Origin of the sequence: Paraburkholderia franconis, from assembly GCF_009362735.1 — a bacterium.
Classification (GTDB): Bacteria; Pseudomonadota; Gammaproteobacteria; order Burkholderiales; family Burkholderiaceae; genus Paraburkholderia; species Paraburkholderia franconis.
Genome location: NZ_WHNP01000026.1, coordinates 67,079 through 87,010 on the forward strand (window position 1 = coordinate 67,079; position 19,932 = coordinate 87,010).

Sequence of the window (19,932 nt, forward strand, 5' to 3'; positions counted from 1 at the left end):
GCCGTCGCGGGCTCTCAGGTTTGCCGCATTCGAACCGGTGCCCGCGAAGCGACGGCAAAGTAGCGCGTCGCGGCACGACCTCCCGACGCGAGCGCACCCGAATCACACACGAAATTGCGGCGTCCGGCCGGTATAGCACGCTCACATGCGCCAATCGAGACGGTGCACACTAGGCAGTCCGAGCGTTTTATCGGCTTGCCGGTGTGAATCTGAAGCCTTGTGAGAGATTTACCTCGCGCGAATCAGAGTGCCCCCGCTGTTCGCAAGTTAAAAACGGCTTGTGCTAGAATCGTTTCGCAGTGGGGCGGTAGCTCAGCTGGGAGAGCGTCGCGTTCGCAATGCGAAGGTCGGGAGTTCGATCCTCCTCCGCTCCACCAAGAAATTGTCTTTAAAAACAGCGCACTACGTTTCGAATGTGGTGCGCTGTTTTGCATTTGAAGTGGCACGCGGCGGCTACCACGCCCGCCGCTTCAGTCCTACGCGCTACGAGACCGTGTTGCCCGCCATGCGGGACGCTGCAATCGTCGGCGTCCCGGGCCTGTCATACCAGTGGATGCGCCAATCAAGACGAAACCCCTGGACGTTACGGAAGCCTCTTCGCAAGGGCCTCGGCGCTTGAGTGGTAGTAGCGCATCAGCATACGCGGGTCCTTATGGCCCGTAATTGTCGTCAACTCATGCAGCGAGAATTGTGACGCCAGCCGTGAGACCGCCTCATGGCGCAGGTCCTGAAAACGAAGATCAACAAGAAACCTTGTGTCTGGCGTCCCTTTTGCCTCCCAGCACTCCTCTTCGTAACGTTTCCGCGCTCTGGCTACGGCCCGTTCGAATGCCCGGGTTACGGCGTCGCTCCGCATGTCAAAGATGGGGCCGGTCCAGTCCGCTACGGCGTCGGCCTTCGCAGCGCTAGCGGTGTCTTTCAACGATTGGAGTACGGCGATTGCACGGGAAGAAAGCGGTACGTCGCGGGCCGTGCCGCCTTTTGTCCCTGGTAGATGCAATACCCTGTGCTGCAGGTCCACATACTCCCATCGTAACGACACGATTTCGCCGCGACGCATGGCGGTTTCGACCGCCAGCCAGACAATGGACGGCAACAGTGCGGATTCGCTGGCTGTTACGACCCGCTCAAGTTCACTGTCGCACGTGCCCCTAGCGGCATCGCGGTCCTCTTCAGTCGCCTTGTGAGCCGAGCCTCCAATCAGGCGTCGCTCACGGGTGTTGTCCGGCTCGGGCTTGCGCAACAATTCCACGGGGTTAGAAAGACTTTCGATTCCCCATTCCTTACGTGCCACACTGAAAACGTGCGACAAGACCGCCAGTCGCCGCAGCACAGTCGCCGCCTTGTAGTCTCCCAGCCATTCGTCTCTCAGCTTTGCTACCTCAACGCTACGAATCGACGCGATCGGTCGCTTGGCCAGTGGTAGCGCCATCCAGACTTTGAGGATGGATGCCTCTTGGACCCAGCCTCTCTTTTCTCGGGATATTTCAGTCTCATAGCGTCGCAGAGCCTCGAGGAGGGTGGCAGCCTTCGCCCGACCTCGGCTCACCCACACGCCCCAAGCCATTTCCGATTCGATCATCCCGGCCCAGGCTTCCGCTTCCGCCTTCGTATCAAACGTTTTGCTTTGCGCCGGGTGGCCGCGTCGCCGCACTTGGACGCGCCACTGAGAAGGTCCTCGTTGCGTAATTGTCGCCATCGTGTTGAAGGGAAGGGTTGTCGCGTGTTGCGGGTCTCAATTTTTGCAATAAAGCCCCCTTCGCAGGTTTTGATTCTGATTCTCGCAACGCGAAAGTCGAGAGGTGATGACCCCAGATACACCGGTCACTTCTCGATGAATGCGACTGGGGCGGATATTCATACTCGCGACGACCGTGTCGTAACATAGCTTGCCTGCAAACAGGAGACAAAATGTTTTGCCTGACGGAGACCGGGTTGGCTTATCACGGGGTACGCCCTTCGACCCGGCCGTAGCCGTGCCTCATCTTGCATTTCCGTTCGTCTCTTCCCGACTCTACTCCAGTGTGCCACTCAAAAAATGCCCGATGCACACTCAGTTTGGCATACCTACACTTCTTCTATTCACGGAAAACCGAAGGAGGTCGGTATGCGTCAAGAGAACCAACTATCCGGACAAACAGGGCGCGAAGCTGCGCATCTTCGAGGTGCACATCGAAAAATCAAGTCGTATGCCGCCGAGGCAGGGATTTTGGCACGTCTGTCCCTATCGGCACTAGCAAATTGGCCAGCCGTAGCCAGACAGTTGTCCGATGCAGGTGTGCTGGATTCCGTTGGTGGCGAATCTCTGGTTTGCTATTGCGAAGCATACGCGCGATGGCGTGCAGCCGGGGATCAACTTGCAACGATGCTGATTGAGCTTGGTTTGACAGCCAGTCGCCGGACACATGCGCCAACCGATCTCCCGCAAGCCGCGCCACGACCCGCTGCGACTACAGAAATCAGGCCGGAGCCGATTCGACGTGCGTCTAACGCGATCATACGTCGAGCTGAGGTCGAAAGTGAAACGGGCTTGTCACGATCAACCATCTATCAGCGTATCAAGGCCGGAACCTTCCCACCGCCCGTGCGCCTCGGCGCCCGTTCAGTGGGATGGCGTGTCGCTGATATTGACGCGTTTTTGGTCTCGCCTGCCGACTACGTGGCGAATACCGGAGCCTTCTAGGTCAAGTACGATTTCCATAAACGCGGCACGCAGTTGGCGCTGTCGGAGCCGGCTCGGTCTGCATCTTGGTGCATCGTTGTTTTGACCATGGATCAAGGGGTGATCATGGGTTACTCGTTCACGCGCCAGCAACTTTACGAGTTGGTGTGGACTGTGCCAATCTCGACGCTCGCGAAATCGTTGAAGGTATCCGACGTCGGGTTGGCAAAGGCCTGTAGGCGCGGCGACATCCCGTTGCCACCGCGAGGCTATTGGGCGAAACTGCATGCCGGCCGACGCGTGACACGTCCGCCGCTGCCGCCTCGCGGACCCGGCGCGTCACATCGCGTCAATATTGGAGTCGGGGCGCCCCATGCGTATCGGGCCAACAGTGTCGATGACTGCGCGAAGCTGGAAGATACGCCCCCTGAGCCACCGATCTATGACGAAACACTCGACGAAGTCGAGGTGCGCATCCGACAAGCGCTCCCGTCGAAATTCCGTTACATACGCGCGCTCGACAATCCTCATCCGCTCATTGCTCGCCTCCTACGCGAAGACGACGCACGCCGCGAAGCCAGGATGAAATCGGGTTATAGCTGGGATAAGCCATGCTTCGAAAGCAGCTTTGAGCAGCGGCGACTCACATTTTTGAGCAATCTGTTCACGTTGCTCGCAACGCTCGACGTGTACGCTACTGTCCGCGGACGGGAAGCGCGGGAGCTTCTCGTGCAAGTAGGCTGTCAGCATGTCGAATTGAAGGTTGACGCACTGGAGGCGCTGAGACCTCGTAAAGGTCGAATTGCCGGAAGACGCGGCGAGCCGATGGCGATCGAAGTGCGTGTTGGGCGCTGGAAACACGACGAAGCCGAAGAGCGATTGTTCTGGAGCGACGGTGACACCGGGAGGATCGAAAACCAACTACGTGACATTGCTGTGGCTCTTGTGCTGACTGGAGAACGACAGTATCGGAAGGCGCGCCAGTTTGCCCATGAATGGGACAAACACGATTTTGAAGAGCGCCTCGAAAGAGCCCGGCAGGCGCGCGAAGCTGCCGAAGCACGTGAATGCGAAGAGCGGGCACAAGCCGAACGCGACCGGGTCGGGCGGCTGCTCGCACAAGTTAATGCTTACCAGCAAGCGCAACAGATCCGCGAGTACGTTGGGAAAGTTGTGGCTTTTCCCCTTGCGATCCAAGGGCGCGCCTTCGACGGAGACCGCGAAGCCTGGGCTCGCTGGGCATTAGCGGTCGCCGAGCAGCTCGACCCGTTAGCTCCGTCGGCAAATGGCAGGGCAAACGAGTGAATAAGTTGCGGCGCACACGGTAGGATTGAACACTTCCTGGCCAATGGAAATATTGCGCATCAGCGACGTATGGCAAACCGGATGGCAGCAGACATGCCGACTTTCGATCGCTCCGATAAGTGATCGAGATAAGTCTGCAGTTCCTTCTGGATAGGCTCACCGATCAGACCAGTGATCTTTACAGATAGTTCTTCATTCGTTGTCATCGCGCCGTGCGTTATGTTGGCTGATCCGACAAACGCAGTGAACCGATCGCACGTTTCAAAGTAGTAAAGTTTTGAATGCATATAGCAAGTGTCGACGACAACAAAGCGAAGGTTCATTGCCTTAAGGGTCTTGCGAGCTTTGGAATCCTTCGAAGTCTTGTCGTTGACGTAAATAGCAATTTCAGCCCCGTTCGAAAGCGCGGTTTGAAGCTGGGGAAGCAGACACTGGAGACCGCCCATTTTCAGCCAGCCCGAGCATATGACGATCCTGTTGGCGGACAGAATTGATTGCGTGATCGCCTCCAGATGTCGTGGTTCGGCGTCGGTGTTGTATACGAGGTCGATGTCGGCCATATTTTTGTGTTTCTAATGAGCGATTTTTGAACCCGTCAAAGCGATGCCGGTCGGAGTTGCCTTAACTAACTGTCGCTGGAGATCGATCTTCTCATGGCGATGAGATGTCGCGCCAGTTCTGGCAATTCGGATGCCCACGCATACCCAGTTCCTTGGCTCAGACGACGCACCAGATCAATCGTTTTGATCTGCCTGCAATGTGACAGCAGAAGCTTGAGCACGTCGAGTCTCATGTTTCGGAGCCCCTCTGTAAGGTTCGCAGCATGTTCATAGGTGAGACCTTTGCCGATTTCACTGACGAGTTCCAACAGTGCTCTTTCTGGCGTCGAAACGAGAACGCTCGGGTCGCTATTGGGCATAGGTTTGAGTTGGAACATGTAATCCATATCAGCATCGAATAACCGCGTCGTCTGGTACGAATAGAGCATCGTATCGGAGACCCATCCCGGGATCACGTACCGCCTCGTTCCCCAGAGAACCACTCTCTCCCGGTAAGCGATGTAGTGCCGCACGCCATACCATGCCAGCGCGGTCTGGCCGCCGACATGAAGTCCGTGAATGCGGCGACCGAGGAACGATATAACTCCGTCCCGAGTCGCAGCGTCGCCCGTCATGAGATACGCGCCCCTTGATAACCGGACCATCCATCCGCCGTCGACAAGCTGGTTCGCAGTTTTGATGCTTAACCCAAAGGTCCGCAAAGCCGCTGCGTCCATCGGTCGGCCTTTAGGTGCCGCCCTTAGAAGGTGCTGCACGACATCCGCTACCGAAGCGGTTCCTACCAAGCATTGTCTGCAGCCGCTCTTTATAGGGTAGTTGATATCGGCGCGGTGTCTCCTTGGCTTAGGTTGCATGTTAGTCTTTCCCGGTTGGCCCAAGGTCTACGTCTCGGTCCGCTTCGATGTCGGCTGATCGCGCGGCTCTACCCTTCCACGCCCAGAGTTCGATTTGTTGTTCGACCGTCCGGTGCTCGTTCGCCGCAACTTCTTTCGCTGCCGCGAGGAGCTCTCGCGACAAATGAACGGGTCGGTCTGCGACCGGGCGACTTGCCAGCCAAACGCCGCCACCGATGAAAACGGCACCTAGCAAGGCGATCGTTATGGTCAGTGTCATTTCAGTCCTCGCCTTGTAGTTCGCTTGCTGCCGGATGGTCCACTTTCATCAGTTTCCCGCGGCCCCGGCGTGCCGGTTCACCATTCGGGGGGACACACCTAACGAAATATTGGCGGCCGTTGTCGATCGACGGACCGGAAATCAGGTCGATACCGTTCGCCCGCGCCCACCGAACCGCCTCACGTGTGCCGACTCCGGCGCGCGACGCCGCCTGCACTAGGGGTTCAATCTCCTCTGTGAAGCGCAAGATTTCTGACTGTTGGATTACTTTCGCCGACCTGCGGCCCAGTCGAGCGACGACCGTCCGAACAAGCCCTACCTTGACCAGGTGATACATGACTTCCTGCTTCAGACGAAGCACCTTGGCCGCCTCGGGTATGGATACCGCCTCGCCTTCCTCGGCTTCGACGTTCCCCATGAAAGCTTGCAGGGCTGACGAATTTAGATGTAGCGTTTTGATATGAACAACGTCACCGTTCATCCTCGTGAAGACTGGCAGGCGACCCTCGCATACTGCGTCGAAAAACTCCGTTGTTCGAGAAACAGGCACCCGATATCTGAGAGCTTCCGTGACAGATATTAAGTCGATTTCGGCACCGTCAGGACAAGGTATTGCATGTTTCCCGGTCCCCTTCTGTAATAGGTCGATGGAACTGCGACGAACACGACCACGGTCCAACGCCAGAATGCCGGCTTCCGCCAGGGAGCGCAAACGGTTCGTGGAAAGGCCGTATTGTCTGACGGTGGCCTTGAAAGACAAGGAATCGTCTCGCAGCCCCTTCAGACCGATCAACTGCGATTCCCCGACGATAACTTTGGTCCGACCGGACCGCGTGGTCCGCACCCGTGGAGTGATGCCAGCGCGAGACAACATCGCGATCATGCGCCGAGAGCGAGCCTTTGTCTTCGCCATTCGTTTAGACGGTGAGGGCGTCTTGCGATCGAACTTCCGTTCCCAGATGACAGGCGTGTCACTGTCGATTGTCTGATGAGCATAAGAGGCAACGAGGTCAAATATCCACTGACGTTCGACGGGAGAAAGTTGCTTCCTTGCCATGACCAATAGCTGCGGAAAGGCCTGAGACAATAACTGTAGATTTCCGTCGGCGTGAGTCGGAGCACGAATTGCGGCAAGAAGTCGGTGTCCCGCTGCGACACCCTCCATCAATAGCGAAGCGCCAGCAGTCATAACCCGCCGTTCGACTTCGACAGAGGATGAAGAGGCTTTCTTGAGTGGCTTCCCGCGAAGACCGTACGTTTCCAACGCCCCAACGAAGCCAGCAAGGCGCCATCGCTGATTCGCATCTAGCGGACTCAGCCATTCATCGGGACCGGCTTCTCCCGCGGCCAATTGAACGACTTGCGCCGATAGGTACTGCGTTTCAGCTTCTGACAAGAGCGCACCGCACGCGCACGTCAGAAAGCGCAAGCGCTTCCAGGTCGTAGCGCGGCCACAGCGAGCGCATGTGTCCGTCAACCAGCACCCATGTTCCCAACATGCCCCCGCTCCCGAGTCCCAGCTTTCCTTCCAGTAGGCGTCGGCACCTGCAAGGCAGAGCTGACACCGTCGAGCCTTGCCTGAACTATTGCGCCTGGATCTCGCGACGTCACGTGACTGCAGCCACGCTGGTCTCACGAGCCCGTTGGCGTGGGCCACGCGAAGCCGGTAGCCGTGGTACGCCTCGTCTGGATTCACTCGCGGGCGAACAAGCAGCCCTCCCTCGAACAGGTCGCTGCCAGCGCGACGCCAGGCGTCATCGACGTTTGATTTCGGCATGATTTATCCCCAGTGCTCGTCGCTTCGATCTTGTCCGCCGCATATCGGCCAACATCCGCGGTAGCGTGAGCGGTAAGTGCGCTTCGTTTTGTTCCGCTGGAAGTCGCAGCCTTTGACGCCGATGGCGAGGTGAGCGGAGCGTGTATCAATTCGAAAGCGTTCCATCGCATTAGCATACGAAGAGAAGCTCGCCTGCCCAGACTGCGGTCCAATAGGCAACACTGGCAGAGTCTGAGCAGGCTTGAGTGATTGAGGCAAGGAAGAGCCAACTCAATTGTCATCCCGGCAACTCCAGCGTGAGCTGACGATCCACAATAAGCGCCCGCAGCGCCCGCGCCTTATACGCAGCGCTGGCACGACGAACGCCCTCCAAAGTCTCGGCATCAAGGAAGAACGCCGAAAGTCCCGGCTCGCCGAGCTTCTTATACAGCCGTCGTCGGCCACTCACGAGGTCAACGAACGCATCTTTGAATGCTCCATCCGAGCACCCGCGACGATTCGCCCAAAGGTGGGACAACGGAAATAGATGAGCGCTTTGATCGGAGATAGCGCACGACACATCCTCGAGCTTCGCGAGAAACGCTTGCGCGTCGCACCGATGGAACCAAGCCCTGCAGGCGATATTCTGCGGTCGGAGAATGCCCATACGCAGGAGGAACCAATAGCCGACACGATCAATACCAAAGTGCGCAAGGATTTCGTCGATTGACATCAAGGAGCTGAACCATCGGCGACATGCGAGCACCTCGTCGTAGCGGATGAATTTGTACCGCTTGCGGCCATGTTCGATGCACTGAACGTTTGAGAACGCGCCCTTTCTCACCAACTCGTACAGCATACCCGGCGGACAGCCAATCGTTGCCTCCGCCGCTTCGAGGCTCAAATGCCCCGCAGGATGCGCGGGCTTGGGCAACGCGCCGAACCCGCGGATCCGAAGGCTTTCCGGATGGGCCGCCATGAGCCTGTCATGCAACGTCTGGAGCGGCAGTGAAGAAAGACACGTTCGTCTCCGCGATTCTTCCTTTATCTGATATGCAAGGAACCTCAGTGCCGCCCGTCGATGTGCTGGCAAGCGAAGTCCGTCAAGCATGGCAACAACGGCCTCCTTCGTCGGAGTCGCACTCAAGCCGAACTTCTTCGACCAACTGGCTCGATGGGCCAAGCGAGCAATGTCCTTCGGCGGATAATCTATGCCTCTGATCGATGTTGCGAGAGCATCGAGCAACCGCTCAACGAGCAGCGTCCACCCGAGGTGTTCAGCCGCTCTTTCTTCGTCACCTGCCACCACAGCCTTCTCGAAGGGACGCCAAAGCTCCATCACATGGTCGAGTTCGTCGTAAATCGGGCATACGGCTCCCTCCCATAGTTGCTCGACTGTCGCATCGCAGATGACGTATCGTCCCGGACGCGCGTAATTGCCCGTGAACGCTGGTTCGACAAGGTCGTCTTTAAGCCGGATGTGATGAACTGTGCATACCTCCATGTATGGCATGCGCCAGCGAGCGCGGATGTATTTCGCTTCCGCCATACAGGCCGGGCAATAGCGGACCTTCGCGGCGCGTCCGGCGACTGCCCAACCAGGCGAAGGCAAGTGCCCGTACTGAGGAACACCCTCCGCCGCGGACGGTGGATCGGGGAAAAGTAATCTGCGAAGTACATCGAGATCGTTCCGCCATGGACGTTTGACGCCCATAGCGCGGGCAACACGGCCCAAGTATGATTCCGTCCATTCGTCCGGTCGACGCCGTGGACGCACCGGCAGCGATGCGTTATGAGATTGCATGCTAACGCTCCACCGGCGCGAACGGTTCGCCGACAATGGTGAGCGGAACCGCCTTAAACGCGGCTTCGAACGGATTCCGGTCTGGCGGTGCATCCGCATAAATAGCGCTGCGAAAAGCTTGTGAAAGTATGCTCATCGTGAGCCGTGGGCTCGGCAGCGCGAATGCCAGCTCCACCGATCTGACAAGAAGCGAGCGTATCTCCCGCAGACGCCCGTCCGTTGCGAAGGCGAATGCACGCGTGAGTTCGCGGCTCGAGAGGTCGATCGAATCAAGGTTGCAGAACAACCGTTGAAAGCTTTTAAGGACACCTCTGAAGCGCTTCTCCGCCTCCTGGTCAGCTACCGAAAAGCGGTCGATTGAGATCACCTCGCGGAATCGACCGCGCAACTGGTCGTTCGTCTCGAGCAGACGAATCGTGCGAGGAATGCCAGCTAACACAAAGGAGATACCCGCCGCATCTGCGACGGTTTTAAGCCAGTCCGCAGCGTTATGACGCGTCTTTTCGCCTCCTCGGTCCACCAGATGGTTCGCCTCATCGAGGATAACGAGGCGAACCTTGCACGCACGTAGCAGGGATAGGAGCTGCACCTTGCGCTCCACAGCGTCCCCTTTGTTCCAGAACGGCGATTCCATGGCCTTCAGCAAAATTCCGGCGAGCGTCTTCGGCGTCGGTGCTTCGTCCAGCCTGACTAAAAGAATGGGGATTTCGGTGTAATCCTCGTGAATGATCCTCGGATGGGACTTCTCGTATCGATTTAACAAGGTTGATTTACCTACGCCCGACTCACCGATGATGAAGAGGTGCGCGGGCTCCTCGTGCTCGCACTCGTACGAGTACAGTCGATCCAAGGCAGCGACGGTTGATTCGACGTGCGGGAAATTCACGAAGCATCGACGGATGGCCGCTACAATGACCGAAACATCGCTGTTTCCTTTCATTTCGTCTCCTGGTTAAAGGACATCGATATTGAAGTCTTGAACGTCATCGTTTTCATTCCCGACCACAACGCTTCGCGGCACCGAAACGTCGCGTTGCTTCATTGGCTTATTGATGTTTCGAGACGCAGTGTCTGCTGTCCGTGCTCCACGCTTGCGCTTCTTGAGTTCCTTCGAGGCCATGGCTTCTTTTGCCTTCTGCCGGATTACCTCCTTCGCGTTCGCGCGCGTCCTGCGATACTCATCCTCGATGGCTTTCTTTGCCAATTTCGCCTGCTCAACTGTGAGACCGACGTAATCGTCCTCTTTGTTGTCGGCGCGTATGTATGTATTGGCGATGGGGTCCCATACATGGATGTGACCGGCGTCGTGAAGCGGGTACTTGACGGTTACTCGCGATTTCGGTGGTAGCAGACGCCGAAGACCCAGCAACTCAGGCGAAACATAGGTGAAGGTGTTCAGGTCAATGCCATAGTGTTGCAAGGCCGACTCCGCCAGTGCGCCCAGTTCTACCTCTACCTCGTCTGCATCAAGTTTCAGTTGTGGGGGGAAGGCTTGCGCACTCTCGTTCCAGACTTGAATTGGGCTGCGCCGGTTGAGCCCGCGATGAGGTCGAAGGTGGTAGTAGCTGGTGATCCATATGTGAATGATCTCGTTCACCTGGCCGAAGGTCAGACAGGCATCCTCTTCCGCTTTAAAGCCAACACGCTGGTGGATTTTTGCAAGAGTTGTCCCGGGCAGTTTATGGAAGAGGGAGTAGTTGAGCGTCTTCAGGAAGCGCTCGACGTGCGGTTTGTCATTCGGATCTCTGGACGCGGCGAATTCGAGAACTATGCCCAGACTAATCATTGCGTCTCTGAACGCGTCGGCGTGAAACTCTGTACCATTATCCGCGAGGATGCGCTCGAACCATCCGTAGCAATCCCAGCTTAGATGCAAGTCGGGAAAAAGTTCGGAAAGGTACGTCTTCGGCATCAGCGCATGACGGACGGCCTCGAAGACGCTGTGTGTGCCATAGCCGGCCAGGCTAAGCGAAAAGCCCAGCACGCAACGCGAGAACCTGTCCAATACAACAGTGATGATTGGCCTTCCAATTGCGACGCCGTTTTCATCGGCCACCATGCAGTCGATGGGCGTATGGTCAATCTCAACCAGTTCGAGGATACGACTGACTTTGCGCGCGTACTTCTGATCGGCAAATCGTCGTTGGGCTTCCCGCTCACCATATTTCGCGACCGCACGGTCGTAGGCGCTGATCTGGCTGATGCGTCTTTGAATCGTCCGAAAGGAGGGGACTCGCAGCCACTCGGATTCAACGCGTGTCGTATTCGCGTGCTGGATGACGAGGAAGACGGCATCGTACACGTCCTCCGCATTACAGCTCTTGCTGGCGAGATAGACTGACTCGATCTTCTCCTCAATAAGTGCCTCGACCGTGTCCAGCAGCCGCGATTTTCCGCGTCCGCCACGACGGTCGACGTTTGCAATGAGTGATCGGATGTCCGCTTGCGCGATGATGTATCGTCGGCGCCAGCGATAGACCGTCGTGATGTGCGGTGGGCGCGGATCGTTCAACTCGATTGAGACGCTCTGTATCAGCCTGCGCAACTCCTTGTGATTCGCGCCAAACGCCTTCAGTCGTTCCAGGCGAACGAGATATTCGACGCGACGACGAGTATCAATCTTGCCTGGATCGCACGCAGCGTCTGGCGAAACGTCTATGCTCGCCCTGATTGACGGCGCCCGAAATGTCCTCCCGATGCCTACGCGGAGATACCCGCGCATGTACTCTTCGCAGAGTTCGTCGCTAGTGCTCTTGACGTATTCGCCGGTAGCAGTGTTTTCGAGCTGGACAGTGCCTTCGATGGACCTGATGATCCGAAACTTCGCATCGCCACGAAAAACGATCTGGTCTTTCAGAAAAGTGCTCATCGATTCCTCCCTCAGCGCTGTTCGGCAGGAAGCAGGTCGTCGGGATCCCGGCGCATGACTCGTGCGAGCAACTCGTCGCACTGTCGCTGGGCGGACTGCCATCGTTCAAGCATCGCGGGGCCAGGGCTGGTTCCGCGTTCTGGATCCCAAAGCGTCGGGTCGATGTTGGACCGATAGCGGCCTCTCGGCGGGCGGGCGCGTAGCAACTCGCGGATCTCGTTCAGCAGGTGGCTCGCTGCGAGTTCGCTCTCAAGTAGGAATCGGAGTACGTGGCCTTCGCTTCGTAGATGGTCGACTGCGCGTCGCAGTCGGGCAACGGTGTCACCGTCGGACGTCAACGCCTTGTCGTATTTCACTTCGAAGTAGGTCGTGCCTACGGCTGACCGAGTGGCGATATCCGGGGTATATCGGCGTGACGCATCGCTGTCACAGAATTCAAAGACCGTCGGTTGCGTCTCGATATGCGTGATCGATGTCGCGATCTCCAGTACGAGCAGCGCCATCTCTTCGGCGAGGCTCTCGAACTCGGCCGGCTTCGCGGCTTTCCGGCTAGGAAACACACCACGGACGCCGCGACCTGATCGGGTCACGATTCGACGCACGCGACGGGGCTGCGCGATTTGCCACTCCGAAATCATGTCATTGCGGATTTCACTGCAGGAACGTTTGCGGTTCGTAGGCATGAGCATGCTCCTGCGCACCGAGCAACGGCGCGCAAATGAAAAATGGCACTTGGAGGCAATTGGTGGTCATCGCGTAGCAGTCCGTCTACGCACGCGTCTGACAGCATTCCCTCGGTGAAAGCGTCGCGATGGCTTGTAGACCGCCGCGATCACGTTCTGTTGGCTAGTCCAAAAGTTCGTTCCTCCCCTTCGTGTCTGACGCAATGACTTGGCGGCACCGAACAGACATGTGTTTCGCGCGCCCGCAGTGCTGAACGGGGGCGTACAAATGCCTGCCTCTGGCAATGCAGACGCGCGCGGTCACTGGACGAACAAGAGGGGAGTTGACTTCGGGACAGCCGGGAGCAATACTCAATGCGCCAACAGTGAGTATTAGCTCTACGGAGCCCGGAGCAACGTCTCTTGTTCTCCACGAAAAGGCGAGCGCTTAGCTCGCCTTTTTGCTTTTCTGTCTCACTCCATTTCCGTGTCCTCCATCTGTTTGATCGGTCGGTCTCTACGCCGCTTGATACGAAGCCTGTCGGGCTTGTGATCATCGAGCGACTCGCCAGTCATTCGCGCGGTTTGGCGGAAAATCTCGATCTGAGCTGGGCAAAGGTGGTCCATCGCCCTGCGAATTTCATTCAGGGCCTCATACAGCGCTCGCGGCGCGTCAGCAGGGATTTCGATCGTTCGGCATGAGTCTTCCCATGCCTGTAGCAATTCTTCAGCGTCTTGATCGCGCAGGCTCAGAACTTCGACAAGCTTCAGCACAAATTCGCGCGTCGGCCGCCCTTTGCGCCCCACTTCCAGAGACGAGAGGTACGACTGTTCGTATCCGAGCTTTTCGGCGAGGTCGGATTGCCTTAGGTTGCTGCGCAGGCGGAACTCGTGAAGAAGGATGCTGAACGGACTCATGTAACCCAGTGCGGTGATCAGTTGGTCTAGGAATGGTGCTACAAGTTTTTCTGTTAGTCCATCATAAGTTGTTGATTTTTAAGTGCTTTTTTATTGATACGTGTTATGTATTGTCAGCAGCGACGACAAGCTATTGATTTTCTGGGATTTTTTCAACGCTTCTATCCATGGCAGCTTTCCATCGATTCTTTCAGTATCGATTTATTGCTCGATCCAGCGGACCCAGACGCAACGCGGTACCCATTGTCTGGCACATCCCCCGCCAAGACTCAGCACCAGGCCATATCGCCCTTTCTGTCTGCTGGACTAGTCCCGCAAATTTTTTCGGCACCGTTGCGTCGGAGCTGCACACCAGCTTGACATTTTGATAATTTTGAGCGTTGCTGGTACTTGTTCGTGATAAATGCGACACTGTCAAACTGATAAGTTTGCAGTTTTCTGGAGAGAAATTACAACCGTGGGTGCAGTTATGAGTCGCAAATTGATTGTTGTTACTAACTGCACAAACCGAAAGCGTGTCGGTGGCGACGCTATCACCCTTACCGCTACGAAGATGAAAGGGTCTCTGTCATCGGTAGCAACTCTTTGGGCCAAGGCGATCAGGCAAGCGCGCCCCTCAGGGCAAGCCCAAGACATCTACATGGGTCGTGCCTTTTCTGAGGCTCGACAGGTTACTGCCATGCTGGATGGCAGTCTGCACGTTATTTCTGCGGGACTCGGTGTCATTCGAGGCGAGGACGCGATCCCTGCCTACAATCTGACCGTCGCTGAAGGTGCTAATTCACTGAAGCCGCTGCTAGCACATCTGGGCAAGAATCCGAGTGACTGGTGGGCCGCGTTGACGGCAGAACTGGGTGAGCCTCGCTCTGTCCGCGCATTGCTCGAAAGCAATGCGGACGCTCTCGTACTGTTCGCGCTACCCGGAAGCTACATAGCGCTGATCACTGAAGAACTTTCATCCCTGAAGCCAAATCAACTCCGTCGCCTCAGGATCGTTACGTCTGTTCGTGGCCAGTCACTTGTTCCCGAGCGTGCTCGCCATGTCGTACTGCCCTATGACGAGCGCCTGGAAGGCTCGTCATACGCTGGTACGCGCACCGACTTCCCGCAGCGTGCGCTGCGCCATTTCGTTGAGGTCCTGTCCGGGCATCGTCTTCCTCTAGATGACGCTAGGGCAGCTGTATCTGCAGCGATGCTCGCACTAAAGAAACCTGTCATTCCGGTGCGGGAACGCAAAACTGACAGTGAAATTCTGGCGCTACTACGTAAAAACTGGCGTCGGTTTGATGGCACATCTTCACGGTTACTCCGATATCTACGAGATGAGGCACTCGTTGCCTGCGAGCAGTCGCGGTTCCGGGCTCTGTGGAGCCATCTCCAACAAGATCTGAGCACTAAGGGCTGACGCCACCATGGCCAGAAAGGAAATCGTCGTACGTGCCTTGCGCACGACCCAAGGCGAAGGACTGGACGTTTATGCCTTTTTCATTCAGGGCGCAGACATAGTCAAAGTCGCAGACATTTCGCGGGTGGAGCGTGACGAGTCTGACGAACTCAAGGGATTTCAGCGCCCGGAGATCCGTTCACATGTGAAGGGCATCGTCGACTACCTGAATCAGGGAAACGTACTTTTCCCGAACGCGATTATCTTGGCAATGTCTCCCGCGATTCACTTCGCAGCAGCTCGAGGCACGAAACCGACCGGCGACCAAGGCATTGCGCAAGCGGGTACTTTGACAATCCCTGCTTACGACGAGGGGCAACGAGTCGCCTGGATTGTTGACGGACAGCAACGTTCGCTTGCTCTAGCTCAGACAGAGAGAAAAGGCATTCCCGTACCGGTCATTGGCTTCGTTTCCGATAGCCTGGAAATTCAGCGCGAACAGTTCATTCTGGTTAACAAGGCCAAACCGCTACCGACCCGACTGATCAACGAACTACTCCCAGAAACCCGCGGCATTTTACTGCCCCGGGAATTGAGTGCGCGTAAGGTTCCGTCGGAAATTTGTAACCTGCTCAACCGCGATCCCGAGTCCCCCTTCTATAAGCTGATAAAGCGCATTTCGGAAAAAAGCAGCAGTACCAGCGTGATTACTGACACAGCAGTTATCACCATGATCCGCAACAGCATGAACAATCCGCTGGGTGCGCTCGCCCCCTACAAGTCAAGTGGTCGGGATGGCGTGGATGTTGAAGGTATGTACCACGTCCTCATGACCTATTGGTCCGCTGTGCGGGACGTATTTCCAGAAGCGTGGGGCGCCGATCCGCGACGCAGTCGCCTGATGCATTCGGCGGGTATTGAAGCGATGGGAGTGTTAATGGACCGGATCTACGCCCGTCTATCAGGACTTGGCGAGGATTACAAGACGGTGCGCAGGGAGTTGGAAAAAATGGCATCGGCCTGTCGCTGGACCAAAGGCACGTGGGAATCACTGGGTCTTGGTTGGAATGAAATTCAGAACACGCATCGCGATATCAGAAAACTACAGGACGCGCTCGTCCGAGCTTACACCGGCACCATGAAACAATGAAATTTCTTTACTCCGATACTCAGGACTATGTTGATCCAGGGTATGACTTCATAAACGATGTGAATGCACCCGGTCGGCGTCGCTACTGGGATGACATGTATGCACATGAACTCATGGCACCAGCTCCCTACGATGGACTGTTGGTCTCCATGAGCGCCGTCCGTCAAGCTGCCGGCGTGGCAAAGTCCAAAGTGCGTTATTCGACTGCCGAAGAACAGCGGATGTTGCGCGATGGCGTACGCAAATTCTTGCGATACGGTGGGCCCAAATTCAAGGACGCGATGGTTCTCGGCGACTGCGGGGCTTTTGCCTATGCTGACAGCAAAGCCCCTGCCTATCCCCCACAGGAAGTAGTCGAGTTCTATTCAGATGCAGGCTTCACCCACGGAGTGTCGCCGGACCATATTATTTTCGACTGTTTAACGGACAACCCTCCAGCCAGCGAAATGGCTCCAGGAATCTTAGAGCGCTTCGAGATCACTCTTGGGAATGCGGAGGAATTTCTGTCCCTCACGGAAGCCGAGAATTGTCCCTTTGAACCTCTGGGCGCGGTCCAAGGCTGGTCGCCGGCGAGTATGGCGGATGCCGCAGTCCGTCTTGAAAAGATGGGATATCGCTATTTGGCGATTGGAGGGCTTGTTCCGCTTAAGGTCGATGTCATCAAGCATGTTTTGCGTGCACTGCGCGATGCCATCAAGCCGGAAACGAACATACATCTGCTCGGATTCGCCAAGGCTGACAGTATTCATCAGTTTACGAACTTCGGAATAACCAGTTTCGACTCAACGTCTCCGCTCATCCGAGCTTTCAAGGATGCCAAGGCGAACTACTACATGGAGTCCCCAAAAGGAGGACTGGACTATTACGCGGCAATCCGCATCCCGCAGGCAATCGAGAATCCGCGACTGATGCAGGGCATCAAGCGCGGGATCTTTAGTGCTGAGGATCTCCAGAAGCGGGAACAGAAAGCCCTAGCTGCATTGCGCAAGTTCGATAGCGGCAGCGGGAAGGCCACCGAGGCCCTCGATGCGGTCATGGATTACCAGCAGTTTCTGACACTCGGTGACGGTCTCCCGATTGAAAAGCACGAGAAGGAACTCATGAAAATGCGAACGCTCGTCGAACGCACGCTCGATGAGGCGCCGTGGAAACGTTGTAACTGTTCAGTTTGCATCAAGGCAGGCGTCGAAGTCATCATCTTCCGCTCGAGCAATCGAAACAAACGCCGAGGGTTCCATAACCTAGGCGTTTATCACAAACACGTACAACGTACTCTGGAGAATCATCGGTGAGCGTCTACCGATTCAAGGCAATTCGTGCATCACAAGCTCCCCAGCACGATGTCTTCACATTTGCGGCTACCCCTGAACAAATCTGGTCTTTTGCGGAGATCGAACGCGTAGGCCGGGAAGAGGACGGCCAATTGCGCGGCTTTCAACGCCATCAGATAGCCTCGCATATCAAAGAGATTCGGGATTATCTGAGGCGTGAAGATGCGCTTCTCCCGAACGCACTTATCGTTGCTTTCATCGGCGGTGTCAAGGTGAAGGACAAAGGTGACGGCGTTGTGGACATCGAGATCAAAGTTGCTGATAGCAAACCTGGCTTCGTCGTGGACGGCCAGCAACGACTAAGCGCATTGTCAGGAATTACGAAACCCGGCTTCCAAGTTTTCGTGTCCGCGCTTATTTGCAAAGACTACAACGAACTGCGGCAGCAGTTTGTCTTGATCAATAACACCCGTCCACTGCCCAAGACACTCATTTATGAGTTGCTGCCGACCGTCGAAGGCTTACCGGAGCGCTTTACCGCACGTAAGTTTGCTGCACGCATTGTCGACAGACTGAACTTTACTCGTGGTTCCTCGCTATACGGAGAAATCCGTCAGCATACGAACCCCAAGGGGATTTTAAGCGATACGGCTATGCAGAAACTCGTGATGAACTCAGCCTCCGACGGTGCGATTCGCGAGTTCATCAAAGACGGAGATTTCGAGAATCGGGCGTACAAATTTGTGAATGCCTTCTTCGAGGCAGTTATCACTGTCTTTGGAAGCGAATGGATTGGTATGAGCCCCAAGACGTCCCGCCTGCGCCACGGTGCTGGCGTCGTAGCGATGGGATTCGTGATGGAGTTTCTCTATTCCAGTGAGGGTGCCACCACGCGGACGGAGTTTGAGCATGGTCTCACACTTCTGAAGGAGTACACCGCATGGACGAGCGGTCAGTGGAAACTCGCTCCGGACGACGAACGTCCGTGGAATGGTATCCAGAACACGCCGAGCGACATCGATCTGCTAACCAACTATCTCGTTCGCTCCATGAAGCGTGCGCTGCGCAAGCCACGCCAAGTTGCCAACTCGTAAGCGAGGTGCACGGATGAAACCCCACGCATTGGTACTATTCTCCGGTGGGCAGGATTCAACGACCTGTCTCGCATGGGCACTCGACCGCTATCAGCATGTGGAAACTATTGGATTCGACTACGGGCAGAGGCATGCCATCGAACTCGAGTGCCGACCGAAGGTGTTGGCCAGCCTGCGCGAACGCTTTCCGGCATGGGCCGGCAAGCTAGGTGACGACCACATGCTTGATCTCTCCATTCTTGGTCAGGTCAGCGATACGGCACTTACTGCGGGTAAGGCCATTGAGATGCAAGCAAATGGGTTGCCGAATACTTTTGTGCCCGGTAGAAATTTGCTGTTTTTCACGCTCGCAGCCGCAGTGGCCTATCGGCGGGGTTTGCAGGTGCTGGTCGGTGGCATGTGTGAGACGGACTACTCCGGCTACCCCGATTGCCGCGACGCCACGCTGAAGGCGCTTCAGGTCGCGATCGGACTCGGCATGGATACGCCACTCGTCATCGAAACGCCGTTGATGTGGATCGACAAAGCCGAGACTTGGCACCTAGTGGAGAGGCTGGGCGGGACGGCGCTTGTCGATCTAGTCTGCGAGCAGACTCATACGTGCTATATAGGCGATCGTTCGGCGCGTCACGTCTGGGGCTACGGATGCGGTCAGTGTCCAGCATGTAAATTGCGCGAGAAGGGCTTCGACTCGTTTTCGGGTTGGCGGTCCGACAAGCGCGGCGCCGCCGAGCTTGCGCGCGAGTAACAGTTGCGGGACATCAAAGTGAAACCAGAACTGATGAACTATGAGCTCAGCCAGAAGTTCTATTTTGAAGCCGCGCATACGCTTCATCGAGAAATCGACGCCGAGGGTAGCCGTCGCGTTCACGGTCATACGTATCACGCGCAAGTGTTCGTACGCGGCTCTCCAGATCCCACGACGAAAATGGTTGTCGATCTAGGTTTACTGCGTCGGGAAATTGACCGCGTTCGAGACCTACTCGATCATCGCTTTCTCGATGAGGTACCCGGACTCGGCGCTGCGACACTCGAAGGGCTATGCGCCTTCATCTACCAGCACCTGTCGTGCACATTACCCAATATCTCTAAGGTTCGCGTGGAGCGCCCTGCGAGTGGGGATTGCTGCGATCTTGGGCAAGTAATGATGGCTTGAAAGAATGCACTCGCTGTCTAACTAGCAACACAAAGCCATGGCAAATTGAGGGCGTCCATATGCCCCGACGCTCGACCAGTTTCGCTTGCAGATTATGTTGCCTGTTGAGCGAGTACCTCCTCAAAATGGCGCGGATTATAGCCCCGATTGTTAAGTGTATGCGCCTTAGGTTCTACAAGTCATCAATGAGAATCGACCTTCGTTACTCCGGGGCGGGTCGGCTGCTTT

General features: G+C 56.4%; 18 protein-coding genes and 1 tRNA gene. 9 read left to right on the top strand and 10 right to left on the bottom strand.

Annotated elements, in window-relative coordinates:
• The first annotated feature begins 301 nt into the window (after positions 1 to 301).
• Positions 302 to 377, top strand: a tRNA-Ala gene (locus GCT13_RS25450).
• 206 nt (positions 378 to 583) lie between these two features.
• On the opposite strand, the gene GCT13_RS25455 is transcribed toward GCT13_RS25450, so the two are convergent.
• Positions 584 to 1,699: a tyrosine-type recombinase/integrase gene (locus GCT13_RS25455; RefSeq protein WP_152762810.1), complete on the bottom strand. Its 1,116-nt coding sequence runs from the start codon at positions 1,697 to 1,699 to the stop codon at positions 584 to 586.
• A gap of 774 nt (positions 1,700 to 2,473) precedes the next feature.
• Here GCT13_RS25455 and GCT13_RS51275 point away from each other — a divergent pair.
• Entirely contained in the window at positions 2,474 to 2,683 is a 210-nt protein-coding gene (locus GCT13_RS51275; RefSeq protein WP_407670855.1) for a helix-turn-helix transcriptional regulator, read from the top strand.
• Between the two features lie 105 nt (positions 2,684 to 2,788).
• Entirely contained in the window at positions 2,789 to 3,967 is a 1,179-nt protein-coding gene (locus tag GCT13_RS25465) for a hypothetical protein (protein ID WP_152762812.1), read from the top strand.
• Between the two features lie 59 nt (positions 3,968 to 4,026).
• Here GCT13_RS25465 and GCT13_RS25470 read toward each other — a convergent pair whose 3' ends face one another.
• The 9 genes from GCT13_RS25470 to GCT13_RS25510 all read right to left on the bottom strand — a co-directional run bounded on the left by GCT13_RS25470 (position 4,027) and on the right by GCT13_RS25510 (position 13,649).
• Complete coding sequence (locus GCT13_RS25470) at positions 4,027 to 4,527, bottom strand: phospholipase D-like domain-containing protein (protein WP_152762814.1); 501 nt, start codon at positions 4,525 to 4,527, stop codon at positions 4,027 to 4,029.
• Between the two features lie 65 nt (positions 4,528 to 4,592).
• The gene (locus GCT13_RS25475) at positions 4,593 to 5,381 is read right to left on the bottom strand and encodes a type IV toxin-antitoxin system AbiEi family antitoxin domain-containing protein (protein ID WP_152762816.1); all 789 of its coding nucleotides are present in this window, start codon (positions 5,379 to 5,381) and stop codon (positions 4,593 to 4,595) included.
• 1 nt (position 5,382) lies between these two features.
• Positions 5,383 to 5,640, bottom strand: a complete 258-nt coding sequence (locus GCT13_RS51280; protein ID WP_152762819.1) for a TA system antitoxin ParD family protein — start codon at positions 5,638 to 5,640, stop codon at positions 5,383 to 5,385.
• A 1-nt stretch (position 5,641) separates the two neighbouring features.
• Positions 5,642 to 7,036, bottom strand: a complete 1,395-nt coding sequence (locus GCT13_RS25485) for a hypothetical protein (RefSeq protein ID WP_152762821.1) — start codon at positions 7,034 to 7,036, stop codon at positions 5,642 to 5,644.
• Between the two features lie 658 nt (positions 7,037 to 7,694).
• Positions 7,695 to 9,200, bottom strand: a complete 1,506-nt coding sequence (locus GCT13_RS25490; RefSeq protein WP_193727758.1) for a TniQ family protein — start codon at positions 9,198 to 9,200, stop codon at positions 7,695 to 7,697.
• A gap of 1 nt (position 9,201) precedes the next feature.
• Positions 9,202 to 10,140: a TniB family NTP-binding protein gene (locus GCT13_RS25495; protein WP_152762825.1), complete on the bottom strand. Its 939-nt coding sequence runs from the start codon at positions 10,138 to 10,140 to the stop codon at positions 9,202 to 9,204.
• Positions 10,141 to 10,152: 12 nt separating this feature from the next.
• Entirely contained in the window at positions 10,153 to 12,069 is a 1,917-nt protein-coding gene (locus GCT13_RS25500) for a Mu transposase C-terminal domain-containing protein (RefSeq protein ID WP_152762827.1), read from the bottom strand.
• An 11-nt stretch (positions 12,070 to 12,080) separates the two neighbouring features.
• Positions 12,081 to 12,752, bottom strand: a complete 672-nt coding sequence (locus tag GCT13_RS25505; protein ID WP_152762828.1) for a hypothetical protein — start codon at positions 12,750 to 12,752, stop codon at positions 12,081 to 12,083.
• A 453-nt stretch (positions 12,753 to 13,205) separates the two neighbouring features.
• Positions 13,206 to 13,649 (bottom strand): helix-turn-helix domain-containing protein, encoded by a 444-nt coding sequence (locus GCT13_RS25510; protein ID WP_152762830.1) that lies wholly within the window; start codon positions 13,647 to 13,649, stop codon positions 13,206 to 13,208.
• Positions 13,650 to 14,118: 469 nt separating this feature from the next.
• On the opposite strand from GCT13_RS25510, the gene GCT13_RS25515 reads away from it, so the two are divergent.
• Genes GCT13_RS25515 through GCT13_RS25540 form a run of 6 tightly spaced genes read left to right on the top strand, consistent with a single transcriptional unit; the run spans position 14,119 to position 19,704 of the window.
• A complete protein-coding gene (locus tag GCT13_RS25515) occupies positions 14,119 to 15,054 on the top strand; it encodes a hypothetical protein (RefSeq protein WP_152762832.1) in 936 nt (311 codons plus the stop codon).
• Between the two features lie 7 nt (positions 15,055 to 15,061).
• Positions 15,062 to 16,183 (top strand): DGQHR domain-containing protein DpdB, encoded by a 1,122-nt coding sequence (gene dbpB, locus GCT13_RS25520; protein ID WP_152762834.1) that lies wholly within the window; start codon positions 15,062 to 15,064, stop codon positions 16,181 to 16,183.
• Positions 16,180 to 17,475, top strand: a complete 1,296-nt coding sequence (gene dpdA, locus GCT13_RS25525; protein ID WP_152762836.1) for a tRNA-guanine transglycosylase DpdA — start codon at positions 16,180 to 16,182, stop codon at positions 17,473 to 17,475. The genes dbpB (GCT13_RS25520) and dpdA overlap by 4 nt, the downstream gene beginning before the upstream one ends.
• Positions 17,472 to 18,548 (top strand): DGQHR domain-containing protein DpdB, encoded by a 1,077-nt coding sequence (gene dbpB / locus GCT13_RS25530; protein ID WP_321574619.1) that lies wholly within the window; start codon positions 17,472 to 17,474, stop codon positions 18,546 to 18,548. Before dpdA ends, dbpB (GCT13_RS25530) begins: the two co-directional genes overlap by 4 nt.
• Positions 18,549 to 18,561: 13 nt before the next feature.
• A complete protein-coding gene (gene queC, locus GCT13_RS25535; protein WP_152762838.1) occupies positions 18,562 to 19,296 on the top strand; it encodes a 7-cyano-7-deazaguanine synthase QueC in 735 nt (244 codons plus the stop codon).
• A gap of 33 nt (positions 19,297 to 19,329) precedes the next feature.
• Positions 19,330 to 19,704, top strand: coding sequence for a 6-pyruvoyl trahydropterin synthase family protein (locus tag GCT13_RS25540; protein ID WP_152762898.1), 375 nt, complete (start codon positions 19,330 to 19,332; stop codon positions 19,702 to 19,704).
• Positions 19,705 to 19,932: the final 228 nt, after the last annotated feature.

What these genes read in the sequence shown, in the direction of transcription:
- GCT13_RS25500 (WP_152762827.1), bottom strand. Translation starts at nt 12,069, where the DNA reads ATGAGCACTTTTCTGAAAGACCAGATCGTTTTTCGTGGCGATGCGAAG.
- queC (WP_152762838.1), top strand. Translation starts at nt 18,562, where the DNA reads ATGAAACCCCACGCATTGGTACTATTCTCCGGTGGGCAGGATTCAACG.
- GCT13_RS25540 (WP_152762898.1), top strand. Translation starts at nt 19,330, where the DNA reads ATGAACTATGAGCTCAGCCAGAAGTTCTATTTTGAAGCCGCGCATACG.
- GCT13_RS25490 (WP_193727758.1), bottom strand. Translation starts at nt 9,200, where the DNA reads ATGCAATCTCATAACGCATCGCTGCCGGTGCGTCCACGGCGTCGACCG.
- dpdA (WP_152762836.1), top strand. Translation starts at nt 16,180, where the DNA reads ATGAAATTTCTTTACTCCGATACTCAGGACTATGTTGATCCAGGGTAT.
- GCT13_RS25455 (WP_152762810.1), bottom strand. Translation starts at nt 1,699, where the DNA reads ATGGCGACAATTACGCAACGAGGACCTTCTCAGTGGCGCGTCCAAGTG.
- dbpB (WP_152762834.1), top strand. Translation starts at nt 15,062, where the DNA reads ATGGCCAGAAAGGAAATCGTCGTACGTGCCTTGCGCACGACCCAAGGC.
- GCT13_RS25475 (WP_152762816.1), bottom strand. Translation starts at nt 5,381, where the DNA reads ATGCAACCTAAGCCAAGGAGACACCGCGCCGATATCAACTACCCTATA.
- GCT13_RS25465 (WP_152762812.1), top strand. Translation starts at nt 2,789, where the DNA reads ATGGGTTACTCGTTCACGCGCCAGCAACTTTACGAGTTGGTGTGGACT.
- GCT13_RS51280 (WP_152762819.1), bottom strand. Translation starts at nt 5,640, where the DNA reads ATGACACTGACCATAACGATCGCCTTGCTAGGTGCCGTTTTCATCGGT.
- GCT13_RS25505 (WP_152762828.1), bottom strand. Translation starts at nt 12,752, where the DNA reads ATGCCTACGAACCGCAAACGTTCCTGCAGTGAAATCCGCAATGACATG.
- GCT13_RS25495 (WP_152762825.1), bottom strand. Translation starts at nt 10,140, where the DNA reads ATGAAAGGAAACAGCGATGTTTCGGTCATTGTAGCGGCCATCCGTCGA.
- GCT13_RS25515 (WP_152762832.1), top strand. Translation starts at nt 14,119, where the DNA reads ATGAGTCGCAAATTGATTGTTGTTACTAACTGCACAAACCGAAAGCGT.
- GCT13_RS25510 (WP_152762830.1), bottom strand. Translation starts at nt 13,649, where the DNA reads ATGAGTCCGTTCAGCATCCTTCTTCACGAGTTCCGCCTGCGCAGCAAC.
- GCT13_RS25470 (WP_152762814.1), bottom strand. Translation starts at nt 4,527, where the DNA reads ATGGCCGACATCGACCTCGTATACAACACCGACGCCGAACCACGACAT.